Source organism: Mesorhizobium montanum (assembly GCF_033977145.1).
In the GTDB taxonomy this organism is placed as follows: domain Bacteria; phylum Pseudomonadota; class Alphaproteobacteria; order Rhizobiales; family Rhizobiaceae; genus Mesorhizobium; species Mesorhizobium montanum.
The window spans coordinates 78,935-101,638 of the sequence record NZ_JAVIJF010000012.1 but is presented as its reverse complement, the minus strand read 5'-3'; the positions used below and the strand labels follow the sequence as shown (position 1 = coordinate 101,638).

Below are 22,704 nucleotides of genomic sequence, written 5' to 3'. Positions count from 1 at the left end.
GGGGGAGGGAACGCTGCCGCCTGCCTTTATTGACCATATCAGCATTGACGGTATCAGCGTCGAACCTTGGTAATTTGCCGAGATCAGCGTCCGCGAGGTCCCCTCCGCCTTGTGGGGAGGGGTTAGGGGTGGGGGTATTCGTAGGGCGAAAGCCTCGGCCTTCCATATGCGATTGCCCTGCCGTTTTACGGGGAGAAGGGGCGGATGAGGGGCAGCGCGGGAGCCCGCGACCCGGGGCGTAGGCGCGAGCTTGGCGATAGGGAATAGAACGCTTCATTAGAATGGACTAATGCGACCTAAGGGCGCAAGATGCCCCTTTGAGGACCCCATGCCCCATCGCGCGATTTTGGTCGTCGAAGATGTATTTCTGATCCGCATGGATCTTGAATCCAGCTTGGAGGAAGCGGGTTTCAAGGTCGTCAGCGCGCCAAATGCGCAGCTTGCGATCGAGATTTTCGACGCGGGCCCGTCTAAAATCCGGGGGCTGGTTACTGACATTCGACTCGGCCCTGGAAAGCTAGGATGGGAAATCGCCAGATATATGCGCCGCAGCGATCCTGCGATGCCGGTCGTCTATGTCAGTGGGGACGGTGCCGCCAGTTGGGCCGAACAGGGCGTTCCAAACAGTGTCATGATCGCAAAGCCATTTGCCATGACGCAGATCACAATGGCGCTGGCCAACCTTCTTAATCAGCAATCGCCAATTCATCCGGGTAATGTGAGCTAGTCTAGGCTTGAGGGTGCCGGTGCTGCCCCTCGACGCTTCAAAACATCGGAGCGTATCGTAATCCGACAGGCCCACACACCGACGCCACATAGGCCTCGCGCGGCTATTCGGCCGCCCTACGTTGGGCATCGCCTGTGCCGCCCTTACGCCCATCACATCTGGTCGTTATACGGCTCCTTCATCTGCCCGACCATGCGCGCCAGTTTCGAGAAGGACGGGATGTCCGCCTCGGGCTGGCACTGGTTGGCGAGTTCCAACAGCCGGATCGGAAAATTGACGGCGTCGCGGCTCGACGCCGACATGCCGCCCGAGCGCTCCTCGTTGGTTTCGCTGGCCTCGGCCTTGCGCAGCGCGATGTCGATCTCCTCGACGCTCAGCACGCCTTTCTTGACGAGCACATGGTTGATTGCGGCGACGGCCATCAGCAGGCCTTCGAGCTGAAGATTGGCGACGTTCATGGCGTTCCTCCCATTGACCTCGCCTCAAGAACGCATGAGCAGCGTTTCCGATCCGGTCGGGGAAGCCTAGTGCGGCTACGCCTCCATCCACCGCTGGCCATACTCGCTCCACAACTGCCTGACCTCGCTGTTGCCGAGCGGTGGCGTCTGGCGGTCGCCAAAGGCGATTGCCGCGGCGCTGAGGTCGTACTGGCCCTCGGCCTGGGCGATGAAGCGGATCGCCTCGCCGAGCGGCCTCGAATGGAAGATCGGATCGGCCTGGCCTCGGCCAAGGCTGCGAACGCCCGAAATGCTTGCAGGCACATGCCGCATCCGAAAGACGGATGCCATGGCAGGTCTGTCCATGCCGCTCTCCGCGATTCCCCTGCGGAATGATCCCATAAGCTCCGGCTAATGACCAGCCCGGGACAACCGCCCACAGCAACGGGGCAGGACGGCACTACCTTGAAAAGAAAAGGCATGGACTCGAAAAGGGAGGCCGGGCGTAACGGCCCGGCCTTTCCTTCCGCTCGGCCGCCGCAAGGCAGCCTCCGCTTACTATTGTGGAGCACCCGGCTGGTGCGGCCGGGACCGAAATCTTACCGGTGCCAGCGGCGGAACCAATCGGGTTCGGGTTCGGAAGCACGGCTGATCGCCATGCCGGCCAGCACGCCGACCAGGCCGCCGATCAGCATGGCCGTCGAGAAGGTGCCTGGGTTCTGCTGCACGGTTTCCGACACACTGTGCGCCTGGGTGCGCAACTGCCTGGTCGCCCGGGAAGTGCGATCGGACGCGCCGCTGTAGAGATTTGAAGCGCGTTCGGCCGCATTCTGATACCAGCCATGCACCGCTTCGGCTGCCTCCTCGGCCCGTTCGGACAAGGCGCGATTGAGCCGGCTGACCTCACGCTTCAATTCCGCGATCTGCTTCTTCATGGCATCTTCGGATGCCTTGCGTGCGCTGCCGCGCGGCGAGCCGCTGGTACGCGACGGAGCTTTGCTGCGCGCCGCCGCGCTACGAGCGCGGGCCGCGCTGGCTGTCGACTTTCCGGTCCCATTTGCCACATTGTTGGTAGTGCTTTCGTTGTCTGCCATGGGTTTCTCCTTTTTGTCCCTTGAACGGCCGGGACGCTGCATGGTTCCCGCGGCAAATGCCTGAGTGGCCGGGTCGGTTTGAGGCCGGATCACCGGCGTGTTCACAAGACAACGGCCGCGGGAAACCCGCGGCCGTTGCGCGACGATACGATCGGCCAGTTACAACCTACTTGCCGCAATTCTTGTCATTGACGTTCGGCTGCACCGTGCTGGCCGCGGTGTTGTTGGCATCGCCCTGCGCGCCCTGCGGGTTGTTCGGGCAGTTCTTGTCGGCGTTCGAATTCATGTCGCCGCCGGTGATGCTGCCGGTCGTGCCGGTATCCGGCGGCGCCTGGTCAGGTGACGGGGTGGCCGGCGTCTTCGGGTCGACCGTGATGGTCTGGCCGCTACCGCCCGCGCCGTCGTTCAAGTGCGCGGTTTGAGCCATCGCCGCCGTGGCAAGGCCGATGGTCAGGGCGGAAGCTGCAAGAATCCTCGTAAACATGATTCTTCTCCTCTGTTTCGAGACAATGTGTCTGTTGCAGGGTCTGTCGCGTTGCGTGGAACCCATCGCACCACGGTTGGTTCCGACAAAAATTTCGCCCGGCTTTTGGCCGGCGGTTCAATCTATGGCTGTAGCGCGCGGAGCGTCTCGCCGACGTTGCGGCCAGAAAGATAGAGGAATTTTTTCTTATAAGCGATTGCCCCATGAGGGCAGCTATGCTACTATTTTGTCCATGGTGCTGATTTGCGCCACGACCCGCCGCCCGGCGGGTTTTGTTTTTCCGCGCCGTCCATTCTGTCGAAGCGCTGCCGGGGCGCGCGAAGGAGCGCCGCCTCGCCATTCTCCCTGCAACTCCAGGGCAATCGCATATGGAAGGCCGAGGCTTTCGCCCTACGAATACCCCACCCCTAACCCCTCCCCACAAGGGGGAGGGGGACCTCGCGGACGCTGATCTCGGCAAATTACCAAGGTTCGACGCTGATATGGTCAATGCTGATATGGTCAATAAAGGCATGCGGCAGCGTTCCCTCCCCCTTGTGGGGAGGGTTAGGGGGGCCTTCTTCACAAGAATCATATGCGATCGCCTTGCCTGCAACCCCGAGGCCCAGATGCCACGCTACGCCACCATCATCACCGCCGATGACGGCGCCGAGATCGTCAGCGCCATCGGCGAGTTCGAGGGCGCGAGCCTGCCGCGTCGCAATGGCCGCGTCGAGCAAGTCGCGCCGGGCGTGCGCATCGGCATGGTGCGTGGCGGACCGGTCGATACGGTCGCCGGCTTCGGCTTCCCGCGACAGGGCCCCGGTCCGTCGGCGGTCCGCGCCGTCACGGCCAAGCTGCAGGCGATGGTCGCGCCGGCCGCCGTTGCCAAGCCCGCCAAGCCGGCCCGCGCCAGGCCGCGCAGGAAACCGGCGCACAAGGTCCGCAAGGCGAAGGCGGCAAAGGCCGCAGCATCCGATGCGGCGGTCCATGGCTGACGAAAGCAGGACCGTGCGCCGCAAGCCAGTCGGCACGAAGCGGGCAAAGCCGGGGCGCAAATCCGAACCCGTTCGGGCTGCCGGGGCCGCGCACCCGAAGCGCCCGCGAAAAACACTCGTCGACGACTTCGCCGCCGCCCTTCGCGCCGACTTCCGCGTCCATGGCGCCGGCGTCATCGCCGCGGTCAGGGCGGAAAAGCCCGAGCAGTATCTGAAGGTCGTGCTGACGCTGCTGCCGAAGGATTTTTCACGAGATCTCGATGCCGATAGAAACAATCTGGACCGGTTGAGCGATGAGGAGATCCGCAGCCGCATCCGCGGTCTCGAAGCGAGCCTCCGGCCGTTCCTCGATGATCCGGGCTTATCTGGCCCTGCTCGAGGAGATGGACAGGAGACGCCGCTGTAATCAACTGACTGCCTACAGGCCCTACGAACGGCAGACCGAGTTCCACGCCGCAGGTGCGACCAACCGCGAGCGCCTGTTCATGGCCGGCAACCAGCTCGGCAAGACCAGGGCAGGGGGCGCCGAATGGGCCATGCACCTCACCGGCCGCTATCCGGACTGGTGGGCAGGCAAGGTGTTCGATCGACCTGTCCGGCTATGGGCCGCCGGCGTCACCGGCGAAGGCACGCGCGACAATCCGCAGCGCGTGCTGGTCGGCCCGCCGCAACAGCAAAGCGAATGGGGTACCGGCATGATCCCCGCCGACGCCATCGCCGGCACAGTGATGGGCCGCGGCGCGCCGGGTGCGTTGGACAGCGTCGTCGTGCGCTGGGGCGGTGGCGGCGACGTGCAGGCGGGCGAAAGCGTGCTCTCTTTCAAGTCCTACGAAAAGGGCCGCGAGAAATGGCAGGGCGAGACGCTGCACGGCGTCTGGTTTGACGAGGAGCCGCCGCTCGACATTTATTCCGAGGGGCTGACGCGCACCAACGCGACAGAGGGGATAACGATCGTCACTTTCACGCCGTTGCTCGGGATGAGCGATGTGGTGCTCAGGTTTTTGACGGCTGAGGCGGTTGAGAGGATTGGGAAGCCCTGACCTCTGTTCCCATGGCAGGCGCTAGACAGTCAGTTCCCAAGCTAAACGCGGGTTCAATTCTCTACCCACTCCACCTTGCGGCTTAGGTTTGAGCCCGATTTCGCCGACGGTCAAACTGAGGCAATTTTACACCAAGCTCTACAACCTAGGCTGCTAAGCGTTTGGCACTGCCCTTGCTACGCTCACCGAAACGTGTTTCCAGTTGGTCGGGCGGGTATTGTCAGTGCGTGGATGGCGCGTCAATTTTTCCTACTGCCCCAAGCTTTTTAACGGCTTGTCAACGGATTTTTGTTGACATATATGGCAACAGTCGAACAGCTTAGGCGGCAGGGAGTATTGAGGTTAGTGCAAGTTCGCCTGGATCGGCGAGAGTTTCCGAACCGGCTGATATACGCATCACCTCAGTTTTGGGCGTGGCTAATGGGTCCCGTGAAGACGGCCAAGCCGTTCTACGACGATAGCGTCTCGCCTGCGCTGCAGGCGTGGGCTTTGCTCAAGCGTTTCATCGCGGGTCAAGCCTTCGAGCACCCCAGGCTCTTCAAGCGAATGAGCCCACTTGGCGACGACGTTTGGGAACTACGGACGGACGACCTCCGTTTCTTTGGCTGGTTCCCTCATAAGGATTGCTTCATAGCCAACTCAGGCGATCTCTTTGGAAACCTGAAGGCTGATAAAGCTCTGTATGAAAAACATCGTATAGCCGTGATTGAATTTCGGACGCAGATTGATCTCGACGCGCCAAAGTATGCCAAAGGGGCAAAGCACCATGATGTCGTTTCCTGAACATACTGAGGACGACCTGTTTACACTTCATGAGAAAGATGAAGCGGTGGCTGATTTCGTGGCCCTGGTTGGCCATCAGCTTCAGGAAGCCTTTTTGAACCGGAAGGCCAGCGACAAAATCACTATGCAATCTATTGCGGAGGCTTTGGATTTGGATCGTTCTCGCATCCATCGATGCTTGTCAGGATCCAGCAATCTTACCCTTGCTTCGGTTGCTGAACTCATTTGGGCACTTCGCGGCAAGCCGAGGTTTGAAATTGATCTTGATGAAGACGATGGCCACGGGCGCAATTTTGTGAAACCTGCGATTAAGAGTCTGCAACCGGCTGCTCAGACGCAGGTGGGCGGTCGCATATTCCGTCAGTCTGAGCAGAATTGGTCCAACGCGCCGGAGTCGGCGAAGTAATGGCGCCTCGGTTCGACGCCCTCTTTTGCGACGACATCCGTCAGGAGATTACTGGAAAGCACATCCTTATAGGGGTCTATGGGGGCGACATTGTCCCTTCTGTGCCTTTCCCCCACGTTACGCCAGTGTCGATTTGGACAAAGATCGTCGGCCTCCCACTCGGCGAGCACACCTTTCGTTTCAAAATAATTGGCCCCGACGCGCAGCTGGCGGCCGAGATTGTAGATACGTTCCTCGTCGAGCCAAATAATTCTGAATCTGTGGCGCTTGGTTTTGCAGGCATCCCGATAACGTTTCCTAAAAGCGGATCAGTTCGCGCGTTGATATCAATTGATGACCAACCTGAGTTTGAGCTGGCGGCTATTAAGGTCACTGAGCCGCGAGTCCATCCCGATTTTGCTGCCGCCGCCAAGGAAGCAGCCGGCGATCCGCCCGCTTGATCTTCACCCGCGTTATTTGATCGTTGCCGTCGCGCTCTTTGCGGCCCTGGCTGTCAAAACGCGTTCGGCCCCTTATGGTGCGCCTGATTTGCATGCCGTGAGGGATTTCAGGAATGTATGTAGGCCGTTCGTATAGGTTGCTGGACTTCGCGCTCTGGTCGCGGCGCAGCGTCATCTACATGGTCGTGGTGAGCGGGTTGGCGATTGCCGCCTACCGCCTTCCGGCGACCGCGGGGTTCGCTGTGCCATGGTCGGTCGTGCTGGTGCTCGGCACCACGGTGTCGCTCGTCGCCGGCTTCAAGAATTCGCAGGTCTTCACCCGCGCCAACGAGGCGCTGCAGGCCTTTTCGCAGATCACCGCGAGCAGCCGGATGCTGTCCGGCTTCTGCCGGGATTTTGTGGATGCCGCCACCGCCCGGCAGATCATCCACCGCCACCTTGCCTGGCTGACAGCGCTGCGCTTTTCGCTGCGCCGGCCGATGCCGTGGGAATCACTGGCGAAAGCGGTCAACATCGAGTTCCGGCGGCGGCGCTATCACATCCAGGAGGACAAGACGTCGCTTGGCGAGGAACTGCGCGGGCTGCTCGGCGACGAAGCCGAAAGCGCGCTGAAATCGCCCCAGCCGGCGACAGCTCTTCTCGACAGGCAACTGGCCGAGATCAACGGGTTGCTGAAGAACGCCGCCGTTCCGACGCAGGTTTATTCGGAATTGGCGAAGCTGATGCGCGACTTCCACGACCAGCAGGCGCGTTGCGATCGCATCAAGAACAATCCCTATCCGAGGCAATACGCGATCGTCAGCTCGATGTTCATGATCATCTTCTGCACCTTGCTTCCGTTCGGCGTCGTACCGGTCTTTGCCGACATGGCCAAGCTGGGCGGCGTGCTCGGCTGGATCGCGATCTGGCTGACGATCCCGTTCAGCGCGCTGCTGGGTTGGGTCTACATGTCGCTGGACCTGGTTGGCGAAAGCAGCGCCAATCCGTTCGAGGGCAATGCCAACGACGTGCCGATCTCGCAGATCTGCCGCGACATCGAGATCGAGCTGCGCAGTGGGCTTGGCGAGAGCAAACTCCCGGCACCGCTGGCGCCGGTGAACGATATCGCGACGTGAAGCTCTTGCCTTCTCCCCTTGTGGGAGAAGGTGGCCGCGAAGCGGCCGGATGAGGGGTGTTCCAGGGAATGCCAACGTCTCACTCCGCTGGAACACCCCTCATCCGTCTCGGCGCTGAAGCGCCGATCCGCCTTCTCCCACATGGGGAGAAGGGAAAGGTTGCCATGTCCCGCCACGTCACTTTTATGACCATCGACGATGCGGAACACTACTCTCCAGAGCAGCGCGCCGAGATCATCGCCGCCTCTCCGACATCCTCTTTGAATTCGTTGTGAGAAGATTCCGGCAGAGCAGTGAAGAATGATCTCGGCAGGGTTGAGATCGGAAGGGTCAACTGATTATTTCAGAAAATTGATTTGAAGGGGACATTTTTTTAACCTATTGAAGCCAAAAAATCACAACGAAGAAATCATAGCCCTTGAAAATAAAGGCTTATAGGAGGAGATAGGGTGCTGACAAAACGGACATATGTGCAGACACACCCGTGGATAAAATTCGAACTCGATACCCGCAACTACACTCATGAGATGTGGATGATGTTGGGCGAGGCGGCATCAAAAGCCAACCACATAGGCGGCGTTCCTTTAGCGCCCGAAGCTGCAAAAAAACTCTACGACGTCTTCTTAGCCAAAGGCGCGTTGGCGACGACAGCTATTGAAGGGAATACGCTTACGGAAGATCAAGTTGTGAGGCAGGTCCAGGGAACATTGAAGCTCCCGCCGTCTCAGCAATATCTTCAACAGGAAGTGCAAAACATTATAGATGCTTGCAACACCCTTGTCGCAGATCTCCAAAAGAGCGGCCCTGTGCCAATCACCACAGAGTTTTGCTGCCATCTTAACGCAATGGTTCTTAAAGACCTGAAGCTTGATGACGACGCTGGAAAAGCAGGCGAAATTCGTCGTCATTCTGTAGTGGTTGGTAGTGTGTACCGCGGAGCACCCCCGGAGGATTGCAAATTCCTTTTGGACGAGACGTGCCGGAACATTGAAGAGATGCCTTATGGAAAAGAAAATAACGAGTACTTGGCTATATTGGCGGCGCTGTTCGCTCACATATACATGGCGTTGATTCATCCTTTTGGCGATGGAAACGGACGAACCGCGCGCCTGCTCGAGTTCTACATATTGCTTAGTGCGGGATTCCCGATGCCGACGGGCCAGCTGCTTAGCAACCACTACAATAAGACGAGAACTGTATATTATCGCGAATTGGATAAGATTAGCAAGTCAGGCGGTGAAACCAAGTCCTTCGTCCGGTACGCCCTTGAGGGTTTCATAGACGGGCTTAAGGAGCAAATCGGTCATATTCGGAAGGAGCAATTTGCAGTTGCTTGGGTGAATTACGTACATGACCAATTTCAAGGTAGGAAGACAGCAGCTGATCAAAGGAAACGCGAGCTAGTTCTCTCGCTGGGACGAATCAACCGATCGGCTAGGATCAATGAGATCATGGATCTGACGCCAACGCTGGCGAGAGAATATTCCGGAAAGACAGACAAAACTCTCACGCGCGATCTAAACGCATTGATACAAATGGGGTTGGTTGAAAGAAAGCCGGGTCGAAGAGTGAAAGCTTCAACTGGCAAGCTAAGAGCCTTCCTCCCTTGGAAAAATAAGCGTCCACTCGAATCGACCGAGAGCGAGACGTAGGTCGTTCGATCTGTTCAAGGCCGGCGCCACACCAGTCGCGTCGACCGACTCAAAGTCGGCCCACCCAAGGCTAAGCCATTGCATGTGCTTCAAGAGACTTGGAATTCCGCGCTGGTCCCAGCATTCCGTCCGCCATGGCAAAGGCGGCAGGCGCGCGGGATCAGCAGAGGCAGGACGAGACCCTTCGCGAGAGGGCCTGAAGTGGCTTGGGCGCGTCGAAGCGGCCAGCAAGCTCGAAAAGCGCTGGATGGACGACGCCGAGAGGGCGGTGAGGGCTTACACGGGCAAAACTAAGTCGGGCGATCTGACCTACGACTTCAACATCCTGCATTCCAATAGCGGTCATTCGCGGCGGGATCTGCAGAGGCTAGGCAGCAGCCGCCCGAGCCGCTGGAAGAAGCTGGCCACAACTCCTACATATGGAGCAATCCAAAGGAGGTTTGACATGGCTTCTTCCACCCAACGCGCAGTCCTGGCCGGCGGCTGCTTCTGGGGCATGCAGGATCTGATCCGACGCTTGCCCGGCGTGGTTTCAACGCGGGTCGGCTATAGCGGCGGCGATGTCCCAAACGCCACCTACCGCAACCACGGCACCCACGCCGAGGCAATCGAGATCGTCTTTGACCCGGCCATGACCGATTTTCGCACGCTGCTCGAATTCTTCTTCCAGATCCACGATCCGACGACGAAGAATCGCCAGGGCAACGATATCGGCATGAGCTATCGCTCGGCGATTTTCTACACTGACGATGAGCAGAAACAGATCGCCGAGGACACGATCGCCGACGTCGACGCGTCCGGCCTGTGGCCCGGCAAGGTCGTCACCGAGCTCGCTCCGGCCGGCCCGTTCTGGCAGGCGGAGCCCGAGCACCAGGATTACCTCGAGCGCTATCCCAACGGCTACACCTGCCATTTCGCGCGGCCGGGGTGGAAGCTGCCGGTCCGCCAGAAGGCCGCTGCGTCGTAGACCGGCGGCGGGCTATTGGACATAGCCGCTATCACTTGAGATCCAGCCCGCCATGCCGGAAGGCATGGCGGGTTTTTTGCGTTCCTGGAGGCTTTCCCGGTGGTCAGATCGGTCATCGCCTCACGGAAACGAAGAAGCTGCTCTATCTATTTGTTTCTGGCGCGATTCCGGACGGAAAACCGCGACGCGCTTTTCCCGGAATTACTCTAGGGACCTCAGCCCTTGGCGCGGCGGCCTTCGTGCTCGTGGCTGCCGATCCAGTGCGCGCGGACACGGTCGCTGGCTTCGAGATAGGCCATGTCGATAAGATATGTCAGGAGCTTCTCGCCATCGGCTTCCGCCTTCTGGCGAAGCTCCCGCAGGATCCCCTGCGCAAACTGCAGGTTTTCCATTTTGCTAGGCTGGTCCATGGGTGCCCCAAATGTCTGCGCGGTAAGTTTGGCTCACTATGCTTGTTTGAAGATTGTGGCCCCACTCGCGGTGAAGCTGTACTCGGTTGCACTGACGCCCGATCAACGAACCTGTTGGACATCGCGCGGAAATGTCGATATTTTACGCGCCCAATCGGATAGTGACCATGCACGAAGACGAGGGCAGCACTTCTGACAAATTTCAAGCCATGCTTGACGTGATTGCCAGGAGCGAGCCCTCGATCGCGAGCGGGCAGGCCGATTTCGACCGGTTGAGGGTCGATGCCGCCAAGGCCGCCGGTGTGCTGATTGAGTTTTATGGCGATGCGGCCCTGGAGCGGGCCAAGCTCATCGAGCGCCGGTCGCCCCAGTCGCATTTTGCGCGCTTGGTCACGGCTGAAGTCGACAGGCGCGGCAAGCGGCGGCCTGGAGATTAATCCGGAAACGATCGGTTTCAGGACGATCTTCGCCTCCCCAGTCTTCCGCCAAGCCGCTGCTCGACCTCTTCCTCGATGTTGTCCAGGAGATAGGACAGCATGTCGTGTCCGATCGATTGCGCTATGTCCTTGGCCTGCCCGACGTGGCTGTGGATTTCGCGCAGCGACTGTTCCTCGCAGGCGGCATCCTCCGTCAGGTCGACGAACCAGCCGGGATAGAGCGCCGCCTCGCCCACATCGTCGACGTAACACTGGCCGACGGCCAGCATCTTGCGCAGCCCCATCTTTTCCGAGCGGACCTTGTAGATCTCCCTGAAGCCGGACCTGCGCTCTATAGCATTGCGGATAGCCAATCGAACCCTTGGACGATCGTCGTGGTCGATGCTTTGCATCCATCGTTCCAGCGGTGCGCCGTGCGAGAATTCGTCGAGTGTCAGACCGAAATAGTCTGAAAGGTTGGCGTCGCCATAGACACGGTCACGCTTGATGTCCCAGGTCCAGAACCCGTCGATCGGCGGATACCGCATATGCATGTTTCGGCCGTGTTCAGGCGCCGGCGTCATGAAAACGCCCCGTTCGGTTTCAAGATTCGGCAAAAACTATGTAGCAAAAATCGAAAGAAACAAAGGTAGCCTTTGTACAAGGCCTAAAGTCATAAGGCTCGCTGCTTGTCGCAATTTGGGGCGTCATATTCGATATAACCAGAAAGAAAACGGTTTAAAAAAATTCTTGAGCCGAAATAATTTTCACTTTGGTATTGCAACTGCAGCTTGATATTTCACGTGATAAGCACAGGGAATGACGGGAGGAATAATCCCGGAGGTTGTATTGACGCAAGGAGCGTGGCTGAAAACTCTTATATTTTGAAAGGTGGATAAAGCTCTATGCGTACTGTCATCTGAAACCGTGTCAGCCGACGACCTCATGTTTTGCCGCATTGCAAATGTTAGCGGCGGCCGATTGGCCGGCAAACCGACCGGTGGTTGAAAAATCCGAAACTTCGAGGAAAGTCCGCGCGGATCATTCGACATCCAGCTATTTCCCGGACGTGCCGGGAAGCTTCGCTCGACTGAAGGTTATTGTCGTTGCGACTTAAGTCCGGCAAGAATCTCGACCCAGGCCGATTCTTGCTGCGGCTCCTCGCCGGCAGCCGAATCATCGGCTATCCGATCGTGCTCAAACTGCTGTGCTTCGGGCAGGGCCTGCAACCAGGACTCGCGGCGCCCGATCCAGAGCTCGTAGCGCGGCACCAGCCCTTCGGTTGGCGCAACGTCCAGGCTGCCGATCGTGACCTCTGCCTCGTCCTCGCCGATGAACGGAACACGACTTCCACAGGTGGGGCAAAAACTGCGAGTGCCATAGCTGTTGGTGATGCCGGTGGTTTCGAACGCTCGAAGCGGCCACACCGCATAGGCATGAAAGGTCGATCCGCTTGTCTTGCGGCAGTCCTTGCAGTGGCAAAGGCCGACCCGCAGCGGCTCGCCGGCCACCTGGAACCGGACGCCGCCACACAGGCAACTGCCGCTGCGCGTGATCTCGTTGGACATGGCCGTTCCTCCTGCAGTCCGATCCGGCGCGGCCATGCCGCTGCCCGTTACAATTCGCCCCGGGTCGGAACGGTTCCGCGCCAGGCGTGCCTGGCGTTGTTCAATCCGGGAAATTGAAGGGCGGCTCCTCGCATCGATAGAGGCGGCATTCGCCATCGCGGGCAGGAACCGAGATCGATACAGGCACTTCGGGCCAGTCGCATTCATTGCCAAACTGGCGCACGAAACGGTCATAGGTGTTGGGTCCGGTTGTAAGCACCGCGGCGTGATGGCTTTGGATGAGCGCCCGCGCCTGGGCGCAGGTCATGACGCGCGTATCCTGCCGGGCGTGGGCAGTGCTCGCAGCGCAAGCAATCATGCCGGTAATGAGTGTGATCGACAGGGTTGTCATGAGACACCAGGCTTCGGAGTTTCCGGCGTCGAATATGGAGCGCGGCTAGAACACCGCAAGATATTTCAGCAACGAGATGATCCCGATGATGATGACGATGATCTGCGCGATCTGTCGCGCGCGGGCGTCGAGCGGCAGGCGTTGCACGAGGTAGAGCACCAGGATCACCACCAGGAAGGTGATCAGGATACCGATAAGAACGGATGCGCCCATATGCTGCCTCCTTGCCAAGGATTGCCCGGATGGGCAGGCTCCAACGTTGCCGGCTGGGAAATGGTTCCACGCCGGCCGAGCCCCACTGATCGTGCCTCTGAAACAGAAGCCGGCTGCCGACGCCGGGCGGAACATGCGCGCGGCTTGTGAGTTCATCTCCTCAATAACAAAGCGCGGGATCGCACCGTCAGGAAGAGGAAGAAACCATGGGCCTCGGCACAATTCTCATCATCATTCTTATTCTTGCCCTGCTTGGCGGCTTCAGCGGCTTTGGCGGCGGACCTTTCTACGGCACCGGCTATTATGGCGGCGGCGGCCTCGGGCTTGTCCTGGTCATCGTGATCATCCTGGTGCTGATCGGTCGCATCTGACAGCCCCCAGGCTAGAGCAATTCCAGGAGAAGTGCATAGCGGTTTTCCGCCCGGAACTGCGCAAAAACAAAGACTTAGAGCGGCTTGATGATTCCGTGAAACACCGAGCCTCTCGAGCGGACCACGGGGTGTCGCCAGCGCGTCCCGCAGTTTCGCCGCCGGTTGCTCCCGGCTTCTCGAATCCCGCTAGCTGCCGCGCCCGCTGCATTCGAGGCAGACGATGCTGTGTCCGGGGCAAGTCAGCCGATGCGTGCCTCCCGGGCAGCAATGGCCGTTCGAGCTCAGCCAGCGCGCGCAAACGAAAACTTTTTTGGCCCCGTGACAGCGGGAGCATTCCTGCGGACGCATCAATTCCTCCCGTGATGGGATGCGATGTTCCGCTTCAACGACCGTGTTCATCCGTTTAGTCCCCAACGCCTGGATAGCCGGTCACATACGTTATTCACTATTCTTTACATTAGGGTTTATGAATGTGAAAGCGGCGAAAGCGGCATACGGCTTTCACGCGCTTGCGCGCTTTCCCTTTGCGCTGGCCTTGCTAAATGTGATGCCGCCGTCGTCGGCAGATTCTGCCGGGCAAGGCAGGCAACGGGAAGCTTCTTGCAATGACATGGACCGCCGCGGGCGCGCTTTTCATCCTCGTGCTCACCTATGCCGGCGTCGCCCTCGGCCGCATTCCGGGCCTGCGCCTCGATCGCGCCGGCATCGCGCTTTTGGGCGGCGCCGCCATGATCGCCATCGGCGCGATCGGCATCGAGGATGCCTACAAAGCCATCAATTTCGACACCATCACGCTGCTGCTCGGCATGATGATCGTGGTCGCGCATCTGAAGGTTTCGGGCGCGTTTCGCGCGCTCGGCGGCTTCGCCATCGAGCATGCCCATGCGCCCTTCATGCTTTTGGTCATGGTGACGCTGTTGACCGGCGTGCTCTCGGCCTTCCTGGTCAATGACGCGATCTGCCTGGTTATGGCGCCGATCGTCGTCCATGTCACCCGCGTCATCAACCGCAACCCGGTACCTTACCTCATCGCCACCTGCACCGCCTCGAACTGCGGCAGCGTCGCCACCATCACCGGCAACCCCCAGAACATGGTGATCGGCGCGCTGTCCGGCATTTCCTATCCGGCCTTCACGCTGGCGCTCGCGCCGGTGGCGCTGTTCGGCCTGCTCTGCGTCATCGTCGTCGTGCGCATCGTCTACCGCGCCGAATTCTCCCGCGCCGCCGAACTCAGCCCGGAAGTCTATCGCGGCCGCATGCTGCCCGGACAGGTGCTGAAGGCCACCATCGTCTGCGTGCTGCTGGCGCTGGCCTTCTTCGCCGGCGTTCCCGTCGCCAAGGCGGCGCTGATCGCCGGCGCTTTCCTGCTGGTCACCCGGGCAATCAAGCCGCGGCGCATCTACCGCGAGATCGACGGGCCGCTGCTCTTCATGTTCGCCGGCCTGTTCGTGGTGGTGGCGGGTGCCGAGCGCACGCTGCTCACGCCCGACATGATCGCCTGGGCGAAGACCGTCGGCCTCGGCGATGTCTGGCGGCTCTCCGGCTTCACCGCCGTGCTTTCCAACATCATGAGCAATGTACCGGCAGTGCTGGCGCTTCGCCCCTTTATTCCCGGCTTGGAAAACCCGGAGCGCGCCTGGCTGGTCGTGGCGATGAGCTCGACGCTTGCCGGCAATTTCACGCTGCTCGGCTCCGTCGCCAATCTGATCGTCGCCGAGCAGGCAAAGGCGGCCGGCAAGGAGCTGTCCTTCTCCGCTTTCTTCAAGGTCGGCCTGCCGCTGACGCTGGTGACGCTTCTCGCCGGCACAGCCTGGCTGGCTTTCACTTCCTGATCGTCGACTTTTCGCCCGCGATAAAAATCTGTCGCGCTCCGTCATCGAATCGATTGCGCAAACGTTTCGATGACTCTATGGTTTGGCCAAATCCGACGAAGAGCGGACGGGAAACGCGAGATAGGGAGGAGCGCTTGCGGGCACTCCGTGAGAGTCGTCATGCCGACAATGGCTGAGGTCGCGCGCCGCGCCGGCGTCTCGGTTTCGACCGTTTCGCATGTCGTCAACCGTACCCGTTTCGTCTCGCCCGAGAAGGCGCAGCTCATCAACGACGCCATCGCGGCCATGGGCTACCAGCCCAACGAATTGGCGCGCTCGCTCAAAGTCGCCACGACCAACAGCGTCGGGCTCGCCATCTCCGCGATTTCCAACCCCTACTTCACCGACATCATCTGCGCCGTCGAAGCCGAGTGCGCACGGCTCGGGCTGATGGTGTTTTTGTCCGACACCCAGGAAGACCCGGATCGCGAATTGCAGGTTGTGCGCGCCTTCCATCAGCGGCGCGTCGACGGCGTCATCCTGGCGCCGTCGGGCACGCCGCAGCGGGCGATCGAGTATCTCGCCGGCAAACAAGTCCCGTGTGTGCTGATAGACCGCTTCGCCGACGACCGCTTCGACCAGATCGGCGTCGAGAACGAGACGGCAATGCGCGCGCTGATCGACCATGTCGCTTCCTTTGGTCACAGACGCATCGGCTACCTTGCCGGCCAGCCAGGACTCGCCACAACGCGCGAGCGCATCGAGGCCTTTCGCGCCTCGCTCGCCGCCAATGGACTTGAATGCCTGCCGCACTATGTCTCGCCGGAGAATGTCGACACGGCGGGCGCCACGGCATCGACGCATGCGATCCTTTCGCTGCCCGCGCCGCCCACCGCACTTGTCACCGGCAACAACATGACGACGATCGGGGCAGTCCGCGCCATCCGCGAAAAGGGTCTTTCGATCCCGAGCGACCTATCGCTGGTCGGCTTCGACGATTTCGAATGGGCCGACTGCTTCGAGCCGCGTCTGACGTTGGTCGGGCAGCCCTGCACCGAGATCGGGCGCCAGGCCGCCGCGCTGCTCAGCGCCCGCATCGCTTCCAGCGATGCGGCACCCCAGGCCGTACGGCTGCGGGCGACGCTGCGGGCGCGTGAATCCTGCGCGAAGCCGGCCCACACGAGGCAGACATGAGCGCGCCGCTGCTTTCCGTAACCGGCGCGGTCAAACGCTTCGGCGGCGTGCAAGCGCTGCGCCACGTCGATTTCGACCTCAAGGCGGGCGAGATCCACGCGCTGCTCGGTGAGAACGGTGCCGGCAAGTCGACGCTGATGAACCTGCTGTCGGGCGTGTACACGCCGGACGAGGGCGAAATCCGGGTCGACGGCAAACAGGTGGTCTTCAACAACCCGCGCGAGGCCCAAGCCGCCGGCATAGCCACCATCTTCCAGGAACTCGACCTTGTGCCTTCGCTCGACGTCGCGGCGAACCTCTTCCTCGGCCGCGAGTTGATGCGGCCGGGCGGCATGCTCGACGTGCCGGCGATGCGCCGCGAGGCGAAGAAGCGACTGGAAGCGATCGAGCTCGCCATCGATCCGGCGCGGCTCGTGGCCGACCTCTCGATCGGCCAGCGCCAGGTGGTGGCGATCGTCAAGGCGCTGTCTTATGCCTCGCGCGTGCTGATCATGGATGAGCCGACCGCGGCGCTCACCGTCGGCGAGGTCGAGCGCCTGTTCGACATCATGCGCAAGCTGGCCGCGACCGGCGTCGGCATTGTCTACATCTCGCATCGGCTGGAGGAAGTGCCTGACATCGCCGATCGCGTGACGGTGATGCGCGACGGCCGCGTCGCCGGCATTAGCGATCCGCACGCGCCGCAGGCCGAGTTGGTGCGTCTGCTGGTCGGGCGGCCGCTGGACGAGCTTTATCCCGGTCGCGCGAAGAGCGCCGGCAAGACGCTGCTCAGCCTCAAGGACGCCAGCTTCACGCTTGCGCGCGAAAGCGCCGGCTGGCAGCCGCCGAGCGGCATCTCGCTCGAGGTGAGGGAAGGCGAGATCGTAGGCCTCGCCGGCATCATGGGGGCAGGGCGCACAGAGCTGCTTTCCGCGCTCTACGGCACCGGCCTTGCCGGCCGCTGGCAGGGCGAGGTGGCGGTCGACGGCCGGCCGGTGAAACTCGAATCCATCATCGCCGCCCGCAAGGCAGGCATTGCCTTCGTCACCGACGACCGGCGCGGCAGCGGCCTGATGCTCCGGATGGCGGTTGGCCTCAATCTGGTCATGTCGGTCATCCGCCGCATCTCGCCGGCAGGCCTGATGTCGCCACGCCGCCAGGCGGAGGCCGTGAGGCAATCCTTCAGCCAGTTCGACATCCGCCCGAAGAACCCGGATATCGCGGTCGGCGCGCTTTCCGGCGGCAACCAGCAGAAGGTGGTGCTGGCCAAGGAGATCCTCGGCAATCCACGCCTGCTCCTGCTCGACGAGCCAACGCGCGGCGTCGATGTCGGGGCCAAGGGCGAGATCTACGCCAGGCTGCGGGCGCTCGCGGCGCAGGGGCTGGGCATATTGGTCGCCTCCAGCGAGATGCCGGAGCTGATCGGTCTCTGCGACCGGATCGTGGTGCTGCGCCAGGGGCGCAATGTGGCGGAATTCAATGGCGGCGTCGACGAGCACACCGTGCTTGCCGCGGCAAATGGCAGGGAGGCCTGATGTCGGAGCAGAAGATTTCGGTGGCGGCCAACCCGGCGGCCTCAAGCCCGGCGCCAGCTGCGGCGCAAAAGCATCGCGTCGACCCGCTGGCCATCATCGTGCGCTTCCAGAGCCTGATCGGCCTGGTGCTGGTGGCGATCGGCGGCGTCATCTTTTCGCCGCGGCGCCATGGCGAGATCCTGTTCCTCAATCCCGACAACATCGCCAACATCGTGCGGGCCGTATCGGAGACCGGCATCATCGCCATTGGCATGACCTTCGTCATCATCACCGCCGGCATCGATCTCTCGGTCGGCGCAGTGCTCGGTCTCTCCGCCGTGGTCACCGCCACCATGATGATCTCCGGTGGCTTCGGGCTGATCCCGACCATTTTGGCGGTGCTCGCCATGGGCGTCGTCTTCGGCATCGTCCAGGGCGCGATCTCCACCCGCTTCCGGCTGGAGCCGTTCATCGTGACCCTGGCCGGCCTGCAGGCGGCGCGAGGTCTGGCGCTGATCGTCTCCGGCAACCAGTACATCAACATCTCCTATGGCGACGGGCCGGGCCTGGCGCCGCCTGTCTTCGCGGTGCTGGGCGAGCGCCTGTTCGACAACACCGTGCCGGTGGCGACTATTGTCTTCATCATTTTCGCCGCGATCGCCACGCTGGTGCTCAACACCACCCGCTTCGGCCGCTACGTCTATGCCGTCGGCGGCAACGAGCGCGCCGCGCGCATTTCCGGCGTCCCGGTGTCGATGGTGAAGATTTCGGTCTACGCCATCACCGGTTTTGCTTCGGCGCTTGCCGGCATCGTCCATGCCGGTCAGTTCAACTTCGGCAGCGCCAATGACGGCATGGGCTATGAGCTCACCGCGATCGCCGCCGTGGTCATCGGCGGCACCAGCCTGTTCGGCGGCGCGGGTTCCATGGTCGGCACCGTCGCCGGCACGATCATGCTCGGCGCCTTGGCCAACATCCTTCAGCTCAACAACATCACCCCCGCCACGCAGCTGCTCGCGACCGCCGCGATCATCGTGCTGGCGGCAGTGCTTCAATCCCTCGTTCGCCGCCGCGAAGGATTGGGTCGATAGGAGGCCGGCGGCAGCATAGCTGAGACTGCAACCAAAGGTCCGGCACCCCGGCCGGACGAGGAGGAGAGTGAGTATGAGAACCACGTTGAGAGGACCGCGCGCCCTTCGGGCCGCGTTGCTGGCGGGCGCCGGCCTGTGCATCGCAGGGAGTGCTCAGGCAGCCGACCCGCTGGTGAAGGCATGCGCCAAGGACGGCCAGTTCGTCATCGGCTTTTCGCAGGCAAACAACGCAGAACCCTATCGCCAGCACGTCAATGACGAACTGACGGCGGCGGCCAAGGAAGCGCCGGGCTTCACCCTGCAGATCGCCGACGGCGCCGGCAACGTCAACACGCAGACCTCGCAGGTCGACAACTTCATTACCCAGAAGGTCGATATCCTGTTGATCTCGCCCTTCGAGGCAGCGCCCCTGACGCCTGCCGTGAAGCGCGCCATGGATGCCGGCATTCCGGTGATCGAGCTCGACCGCAAGACCGTCGGCGACCCCGGCAAGGACTACACCGCCTTCATCGGCGGCGATAATTTCAAGATCGCCGAGGAAGCTGGCAAGTACACGGCGTCGAAGCTGCTGCCAGACGGCGGCGAAGCGGCGGTGCTGGAAGGCCTGCCGAGCTCGACGCCAGCGGTGGAGCGCTTGAACGGCTTCAAGGAAGGTGTGAAGGGGAATGCCAAGATCCAGATCGTCGCCGAACAGGCGGCCGACTGGGTTCCGGATAAAGCCCAGACCGCCTTTGCCGCCATGCTGCAGGCGCACCCCGACATCAAGGTGCTCTATGCCTCGAACGACATGATGGCGGCGGGCGCGCTGCTGGCCGCCAAGGGCGCCGGCAAGGACGTCAAGATCATCGGCACCGACGGCCTGCCTGGCCCGGCCGGCGGTATCGAGGCGGTGGCCAAGGGCGACTGGGCGGCGACCTTCACCTATCCGACCGGCGCCAAGGAAGCGATCGAGATGTCGAAGAAGATCCTGCTCGACTGCGCGACGTCGGTGGAACCGACTGTGACGGTGGACACCACCGCGATCACGGCGGAGAACGCCAAGTCGATGATGGGGAAGTAGGCGGCGCCTTAACTTCGGAGATTGAGATGGCAAGGCCCCGGGGAGGGGCCTTGCTCGTTTTGGTGAAGACCCACTGGACGTGGTCGGCAGTGAAGAAGAGCGATTTCCGGCATTGGCGTCGAAAGGCAGCCGCGGTTGAGAGGTTCTGCTGGTTGATTTTCCGGAGGTCAGGCTGATTGCGGCTGGACCGGTGACGCTGGAGCTGTAGCGAGCAGCGCCAGGAAGCAGGCAAACAAAAGCCTCAGCCAGTTGAGCAGGAGGCTGAAGTTGTAGCCGACGGCGGCGAGCACGGCGTTGTTGGCGTCGCCGTCAGAGAAGGCCAGGAAGTTGCGGCCCATGCGGTGGTCCTGCTTGAGGTGGCCGATGACCGGTTCGACGGCGGCCCGGCGTCGCAGCGCCCGCTTGATGGCCTTTGTGAGGCCGCGTTTGTAGCCGGCGACATGGACCTTGAACATCTTGTCCTTCGGCGCGTTGTGGCCTCGATAGCCGGCATCGGCGACGATCCTGCCGAGATTGGCGCCGATCGCGGTCTCGATGGCGGGAATGACGGTGGCCAGGGTGTGGCCGTCGTAAGGGTTGCCGGGCAGCGCCTTGACATGGGCGACGAACTGGCCGCCGCGGCTGCGCTCGAGCGTGGTGGCGACCGAGACCTTGACGCCGAACTCATAGGGCTTGTGGGCCTTGCCCTTGCCGATGCATTCCACCTCGGGAGCGTGCAGGGAATAGACCTTCTTGCCGCGCTCGCGCTGCCGCTGGTCCCTGACGCGCCGGGCAAGCGACAGCGGCAGGGCGAAGACCTGGGCCAGTTCGGGCTGCCCGGTGAGCTTGCGGGTGATGTCGCGGATCACCGCCCCCAGCATGGTGCGCAGCCGCTTGAGCGCCCGGTTGGCGCGCTTGAACTGCTTGGCATGGGCATAACGCTGATGCTTGATCAGCGCGAACTTGCCGACCCGCGCATAGGACTGGCGCAGGCCGATGCCGTGTTTTTTGGCCAGCTTCACCAGCCGCTCGCGGGCCCGATGCATCAGCTTGGCGTCGGTCGGGAAAGTGATGGCCTTCTCCTGCACCGTGGTGTCGACGATCACCGCGCGGAAGTCGGCCGGTTTGGCCGCGCCCAACCGCGTCGCTGCCGCAAGGCTCTCCTGGAGCAGCGCCATCAGCCGCTCCTCACCCATGCGCAGACGCCAGCGCGTCAGCGAGCTGCGGTCGAAGGGCAGGCGATGCTGGAAGAACTCCTCGCCGCATAACAGCTGGGTAATAGGGGTTCTCGAGGCAGCGCTCGCACAGCACTTCGTCGGACAGGTTGTGCATCGACTTGAGGATGGCCAGGCCCGCCATCAGCCGGGTCGGCAGCGGCGGCCGGCCGGGATCGTCGTCATAGACCGCGCCTAGCCGTTGTTCGAGGAAACGCCAGTCGATCGACCGGGCCAGTTTCACCAGCGCATGATCCATATTGAGGATCTGGTCGAGCCGGGATCGCAACAGGTCGGCCTGTCCGCTTTCGCGTCGTTCCTTCGGCCGCATCGCTCGCTCCATCGCTGCTTCACAAGAACAGTCGAATCACGCGTACAGACACGCTTTCAATTTGCCGGAAATCGCCGCTCAAAGCCACGATTTTCGGCAAAATCAAACGCAAAGTTGGAGCAGAATCCTAAATCGAATCAAAGCCTTCCGAGTTCTTCACGGACGACGACGTGGAGTCCCAACAGCTAGGTATTGTTTTTACGCAATTCCGGATGAGGGCTACGGCGATGTCGCCGAGCCTAACCGTTAAGCACTTTTCCGCGAATTGCTCCGGGCACCCGCGTTCGCCATCCGTGCCCGCACCAGCGTTGCGGCGGCATGGCCGGCAGCGGCGACGTAGTCTGGATTGTGATGGATCAGCATGCTGGAAAAGGCACCGTCCATCAAAAGCACGATCTCGCGCGCCAGCATCTTCGCCTCGTCGACATCGTGGTCTGAAAGCGCGCCAGCCAGCCATCTTTCGAACTTGGTCTTGTGGCGCGCTCCAGCCTTCACCGCCGGATGTCCGGGCATCGCGGCGAGTTCGGCCGCTGTGCGCAGGAAGCCGCAGCCCTTCCATCCGGGATGTCGGGCCGCCCGCGCCAGGTTGGTGAAGATCGCCTCGACCTTTTTGTCCGCGCCGCCGCCCGCCGCGTTGAACCATCCGGCCATCTGCTCGAGGTTAGGCTGGTCGCGGCCGTCGAGATAGGCCGCGATCAGATCGTCCTTGCTCTTGAAATGGTAGTAGAGCGTGCGCTTGGTGAGCCCCGCTTTCTCGGCCACGGCGTCGACGCTGACGCGGCTGATGCCTTCGGCATAAAAGAGCTCAGTCGCCGCCTCGACGAGGCGTTTTCGCGTGGGATTGGGCTTTTCGCTCATCATACAAGTATACCGCCTAGTGAATATACAAGCAATCGGAGCCTGCTCCTTATCCCGCCGAAGCGCGCATGGCCCCACGGCCGATCTGCGCGAAGGGCTCCATGCCTGGATCAAGCGGCGCCGGCCGGCCTACAACGGCTCATCGGCAGCACCGGCCGCTGAAGACGCGGCTGTAACGGACG

The 22,704-nt window shown here is 61.6% G+C and carries 27 protein-coding genes and 1 pseudogene; 17 read left to right on the top strand and 11 right to left on the bottom strand.

From position 1 onward, the window contains the following. Positions 1 to 328: 328 nt before the first annotated feature. On the top strand, positions 329 to 727 hold the full coding sequence (locus RFM68_RS17615) for a response regulator (RefSeq protein ID WP_320234267.1): 399 nt from the start codon (positions 329 to 331) through the stop codon (positions 725 to 727). A gap of 152 nt (positions 728 to 879) precedes the next feature. On the opposite strand, the gene RFM68_RS17610 is transcribed toward RFM68_RS17615, so the two are convergent. The 4 genes from RFM68_RS17610 to RFM68_RS17595 all read right to left on the bottom strand — a co-directional run bounded on the left by RFM68_RS17610 (position 880) and on the right by RFM68_RS17595 (position 2,742). After that, the gene (locus RFM68_RS17610) at positions 880 to 1,185 is read right to left on the bottom strand and encodes a hypothetical protein (RefSeq protein ID WP_320216197.1); all 306 of its coding nucleotides are present in this window, start codon (positions 1,183 to 1,185) and stop codon (positions 880 to 882) included. Positions 1,186 to 1,260: 75 nt separating this feature from the next. After that, positions 1,261 to 1,530 (bottom strand): hypothetical protein, encoded by a 270-nt coding sequence (locus RFM68_RS17605; protein WP_320234266.1) that lies wholly within the window; start codon positions 1,528 to 1,530, stop codon positions 1,261 to 1,263. 233 nt (positions 1,531 to 1,763) lie between these two features. Continuing rightward, positions 1,764 to 2,258: a hypothetical protein gene (locus RFM68_RS17600; protein WP_320234265.1), complete on the bottom strand. Its 495-nt coding sequence runs from the start codon at positions 2,256 to 2,258 to the stop codon at positions 1,764 to 1,766. A gap of 166 nt (positions 2,259 to 2,424) precedes the next feature. Further along, positions 2,425 to 2,742: a hypothetical protein gene (locus RFM68_RS17595; protein ID WP_320234264.1), complete on the bottom strand. Its 318-nt coding sequence runs from the start codon at positions 2,740 to 2,742 to the stop codon at positions 2,425 to 2,427. 608 nt (positions 2,743 to 3,350) lie between these two features. On the opposite strand from RFM68_RS17595, the gene RFM68_RS17590 reads away from it, so the two are divergent. From RFM68_RS17590 to msrA, 9 genes are all read left to right on the top strand, one after another. Then, the gene (locus RFM68_RS17590) at positions 3,351 to 3,719 is read left to right on the top strand and encodes a hypothetical protein (protein ID WP_320234263.1); all 369 of its coding nucleotides are present in this window, start codon (positions 3,351 to 3,353) and stop codon (positions 3,717 to 3,719) included. Further along, positions 3,712 to 4,125 carry a hypothetical protein gene (locus RFM68_RS17585; RefSeq protein ID WP_320234262.1) on the top strand — a complete coding sequence of 138 codons (414 nt, stop codon included), beginning with the start codon at positions 3,712 to 3,714 and terminating at the stop codon, positions 4,123 to 4,125. The genes RFM68_RS17590 and RFM68_RS17585 overlap by 8 nt, the downstream gene beginning before the upstream one ends. After that, positions 4,070 to 4,759, top strand: coding sequence for a terminase large subunit domain-containing protein (locus RFM68_RS17580; RefSeq protein ID WP_320234261.1), 690 nt, complete (start codon positions 4,070 to 4,072; stop codon positions 4,757 to 4,759). Before RFM68_RS17585 ends, RFM68_RS17580 begins: the two co-directional genes overlap by 56 nt. 429 nt (positions 4,760 to 5,188) lie before the next feature. Next, on the top strand, positions 5,189 to 5,542 hold the full coding sequence (locus RFM68_RS17575; protein ID WP_320234260.1) for a hypothetical protein: 354 nt from the start codon (positions 5,189 to 5,191) through the stop codon (positions 5,540 to 5,542). After that, positions 5,526 to 5,948: a hypothetical protein gene (locus RFM68_RS17570; RefSeq protein ID WP_320234259.1), complete on the top strand. Its 423-nt coding sequence runs from the start codon at positions 5,526 to 5,528 to the stop codon at positions 5,946 to 5,948. Before RFM68_RS17575 ends, RFM68_RS17570 begins: the two co-directional genes overlap by 17 nt. After that, positions 5,948 to 6,388 carry a DUF6941 family protein gene (locus RFM68_RS17565; protein ID WP_320234258.1) on the top strand — a complete coding sequence of 147 codons (441 nt, stop codon included), beginning with the start codon at positions 5,948 to 5,950 and terminating at the stop codon, positions 6,386 to 6,388. Before RFM68_RS17570 ends, RFM68_RS17565 begins: the two co-directional genes overlap by 1 nt. A gap of 113 nt (positions 6,389 to 6,501) precedes the next feature. Continuing rightward, the gene (locus RFM68_RS17560) at positions 6,502 to 7,503 is read left to right on the top strand and encodes a bestrophin family protein (protein WP_320234257.1); all 1,002 of its coding nucleotides are present in this window, start codon (positions 6,502 to 6,504) and stop codon (positions 7,501 to 7,503) included. Between the two features lie 449 nt (positions 7,504 to 7,952). Beyond that, complete coding sequence (locus RFM68_RS17555) at positions 7,953 to 9,155, top strand: Fic family protein (protein ID WP_320234256.1); 1,203 nt, start codon at positions 7,953 to 7,955, stop codon at positions 9,153 to 9,155. Between the two features lie 445 nt (positions 9,156 to 9,600). Next, entirely contained in the window at positions 9,601 to 10,122 is a 522-nt protein-coding gene (gene msrA, locus RFM68_RS17550) for a peptide-methionine (S)-S-oxide reductase MsrA (RefSeq protein ID WP_320234379.1), read from the top strand. 215 nt (positions 10,123 to 10,337) lie between these two features. Here the strand turns inward: msrA and RFM68_RS17545 are convergent, their stop codons facing one another. Next, positions 10,338 to 10,514: a hypothetical protein gene (locus RFM68_RS17545; protein WP_320234255.1), complete on the bottom strand. Its 177-nt coding sequence runs from the start codon at positions 10,512 to 10,514 to the stop codon at positions 10,338 to 10,340. 185 nt (positions 10,515 to 10,699) lie between these two features. Between RFM68_RS17545 and RFM68_RS17540 the strand changes: the two genes are divergently transcribed. After that, positions 10,700 to 10,969 (top strand): hypothetical protein, encoded by a 270-nt coding sequence (locus RFM68_RS17540; protein WP_320234254.1) that lies wholly within the window; start codon positions 10,700 to 10,702, stop codon positions 10,967 to 10,969. A 17-nt stretch (positions 10,970 to 10,986) separates the two neighbouring features. Here the strand turns inward: RFM68_RS17540 and RFM68_RS17535 are convergent, their stop codons facing one another. The 4 genes from RFM68_RS17535 to RFM68_RS17520 all read right to left on the bottom strand — a co-directional run bounded on the left by RFM68_RS17535 (position 10,987) and on the right by RFM68_RS17520 (position 13,120). Continuing rightward, on the bottom strand, positions 10,987 to 11,532 hold the full coding sequence (locus tag RFM68_RS17535) for a PAS domain-containing protein (protein ID WP_320234253.1): 546 nt from the start codon (positions 11,530 to 11,532) through the stop codon (positions 10,987 to 10,989). A gap of 513 nt (positions 11,533 to 12,045) precedes the next feature. After that, a complete protein-coding gene (locus RFM68_RS17530; protein WP_320234252.1) occupies positions 12,046 to 12,516 on the bottom strand; it encodes a GFA family protein in 471 nt (156 codons plus the stop codon). Positions 12,517 to 12,616: 100 nt separating this feature from the next. After that, on the bottom strand, positions 12,617 to 12,907 hold the full coding sequence (locus RFM68_RS17525) for a hypothetical protein (protein ID WP_320234251.1): 291 nt from the start codon (positions 12,905 to 12,907) through the stop codon (positions 12,617 to 12,619). Positions 12,908 to 12,952: 45 nt separating this feature from the next. Continuing rightward, the gene (locus RFM68_RS17520; RefSeq protein ID WP_095819989.1) at positions 12,953 to 13,120 is read right to left on the bottom strand and encodes a Thivi_2564 family membrane protein; all 168 of its coding nucleotides are present in this window, start codon (positions 13,118 to 13,120) and stop codon (positions 12,953 to 12,955) included. 206 nt (positions 13,121 to 13,326) lie between these two features. On the opposite strand from RFM68_RS17520, the gene RFM68_RS17515 reads away from it, so the two are divergent. The 6 genes from RFM68_RS17515 to RFM68_RS17490 all read left to right on the top strand — a co-directional run bounded on the left by RFM68_RS17515 (position 13,327) and on the right by RFM68_RS17490 (position 20,140). Further along, complete coding sequence (locus tag RFM68_RS17515) at positions 13,327 to 13,491, top strand: DUF3309 family protein (protein ID WP_320234250.1); 165 nt, start codon at positions 13,327 to 13,329, stop codon at positions 13,489 to 13,491. A gap of 605 nt (positions 13,492 to 14,096) precedes the next feature. After that, the gene (locus RFM68_RS17510) at positions 14,097 to 15,323 is read left to right on the top strand and encodes an anion transporter (protein ID WP_320234249.1); all 1,227 of its coding nucleotides are present in this window, start codon (positions 14,097 to 14,099) and stop codon (positions 15,321 to 15,323) included. Positions 15,324 to 15,482: 159 nt separating this feature from the next. Continuing rightward, positions 15,483 to 16,496 carry a LacI family DNA-binding transcriptional regulator gene (locus RFM68_RS17505; RefSeq protein WP_320234248.1) on the top strand — a complete coding sequence of 338 codons (1,014 nt, stop codon included), beginning with the start codon at positions 15,483 to 15,485 and terminating at the stop codon, positions 16,494 to 16,496. Further along, entirely contained in the window at positions 16,493 to 18,010 is a 1,518-nt protein-coding gene (locus RFM68_RS17500) for a sugar ABC transporter ATP-binding protein (RefSeq protein WP_320234247.1), read from the top strand. Before RFM68_RS17505 ends, RFM68_RS17500 begins: the two co-directional genes overlap by 4 nt. After that, positions 18,010 to 19,080 carry an ABC transporter permease gene (locus RFM68_RS17495; RefSeq protein ID WP_320234246.1) on the top strand — a complete coding sequence of 357 codons (1,071 nt, stop codon included), beginning with the start codon at positions 18,010 to 18,012 and terminating at the stop codon, positions 19,078 to 19,080. Before RFM68_RS17500 ends, RFM68_RS17495 begins: the two co-directional genes overlap by 1 nt. Positions 19,081 to 19,153: 73 nt before the next feature. Next, entirely contained in the window at positions 19,154 to 20,140 is a 987-nt protein-coding gene (locus RFM68_RS17490; RefSeq protein WP_320234245.1) for a substrate-binding domain-containing protein, read from the top strand. 167 nt (positions 20,141 to 20,307) lie between these two features. On the opposite strand, the pseudogene RFM68_RS17485 reads toward RFM68_RS17490, so the two are convergent. Continuing rightward, positions 20,308 to 21,664 (bottom strand): annotated as a pseudogene (locus tag RFM68_RS17485) (IS5 family transposase). Positions 21,665 to 21,910: 246 nt separating this feature from the next. Further along, a complete protein-coding gene (locus RFM68_RS17480) occupies positions 21,911 to 22,522 on the bottom strand; it encodes a TetR/AcrR family transcriptional regulator (protein ID WP_320234378.1) in 612 nt (203 codons plus the stop codon). Positions 22,523 to 22,704: the final 182 nt, after the last annotated feature.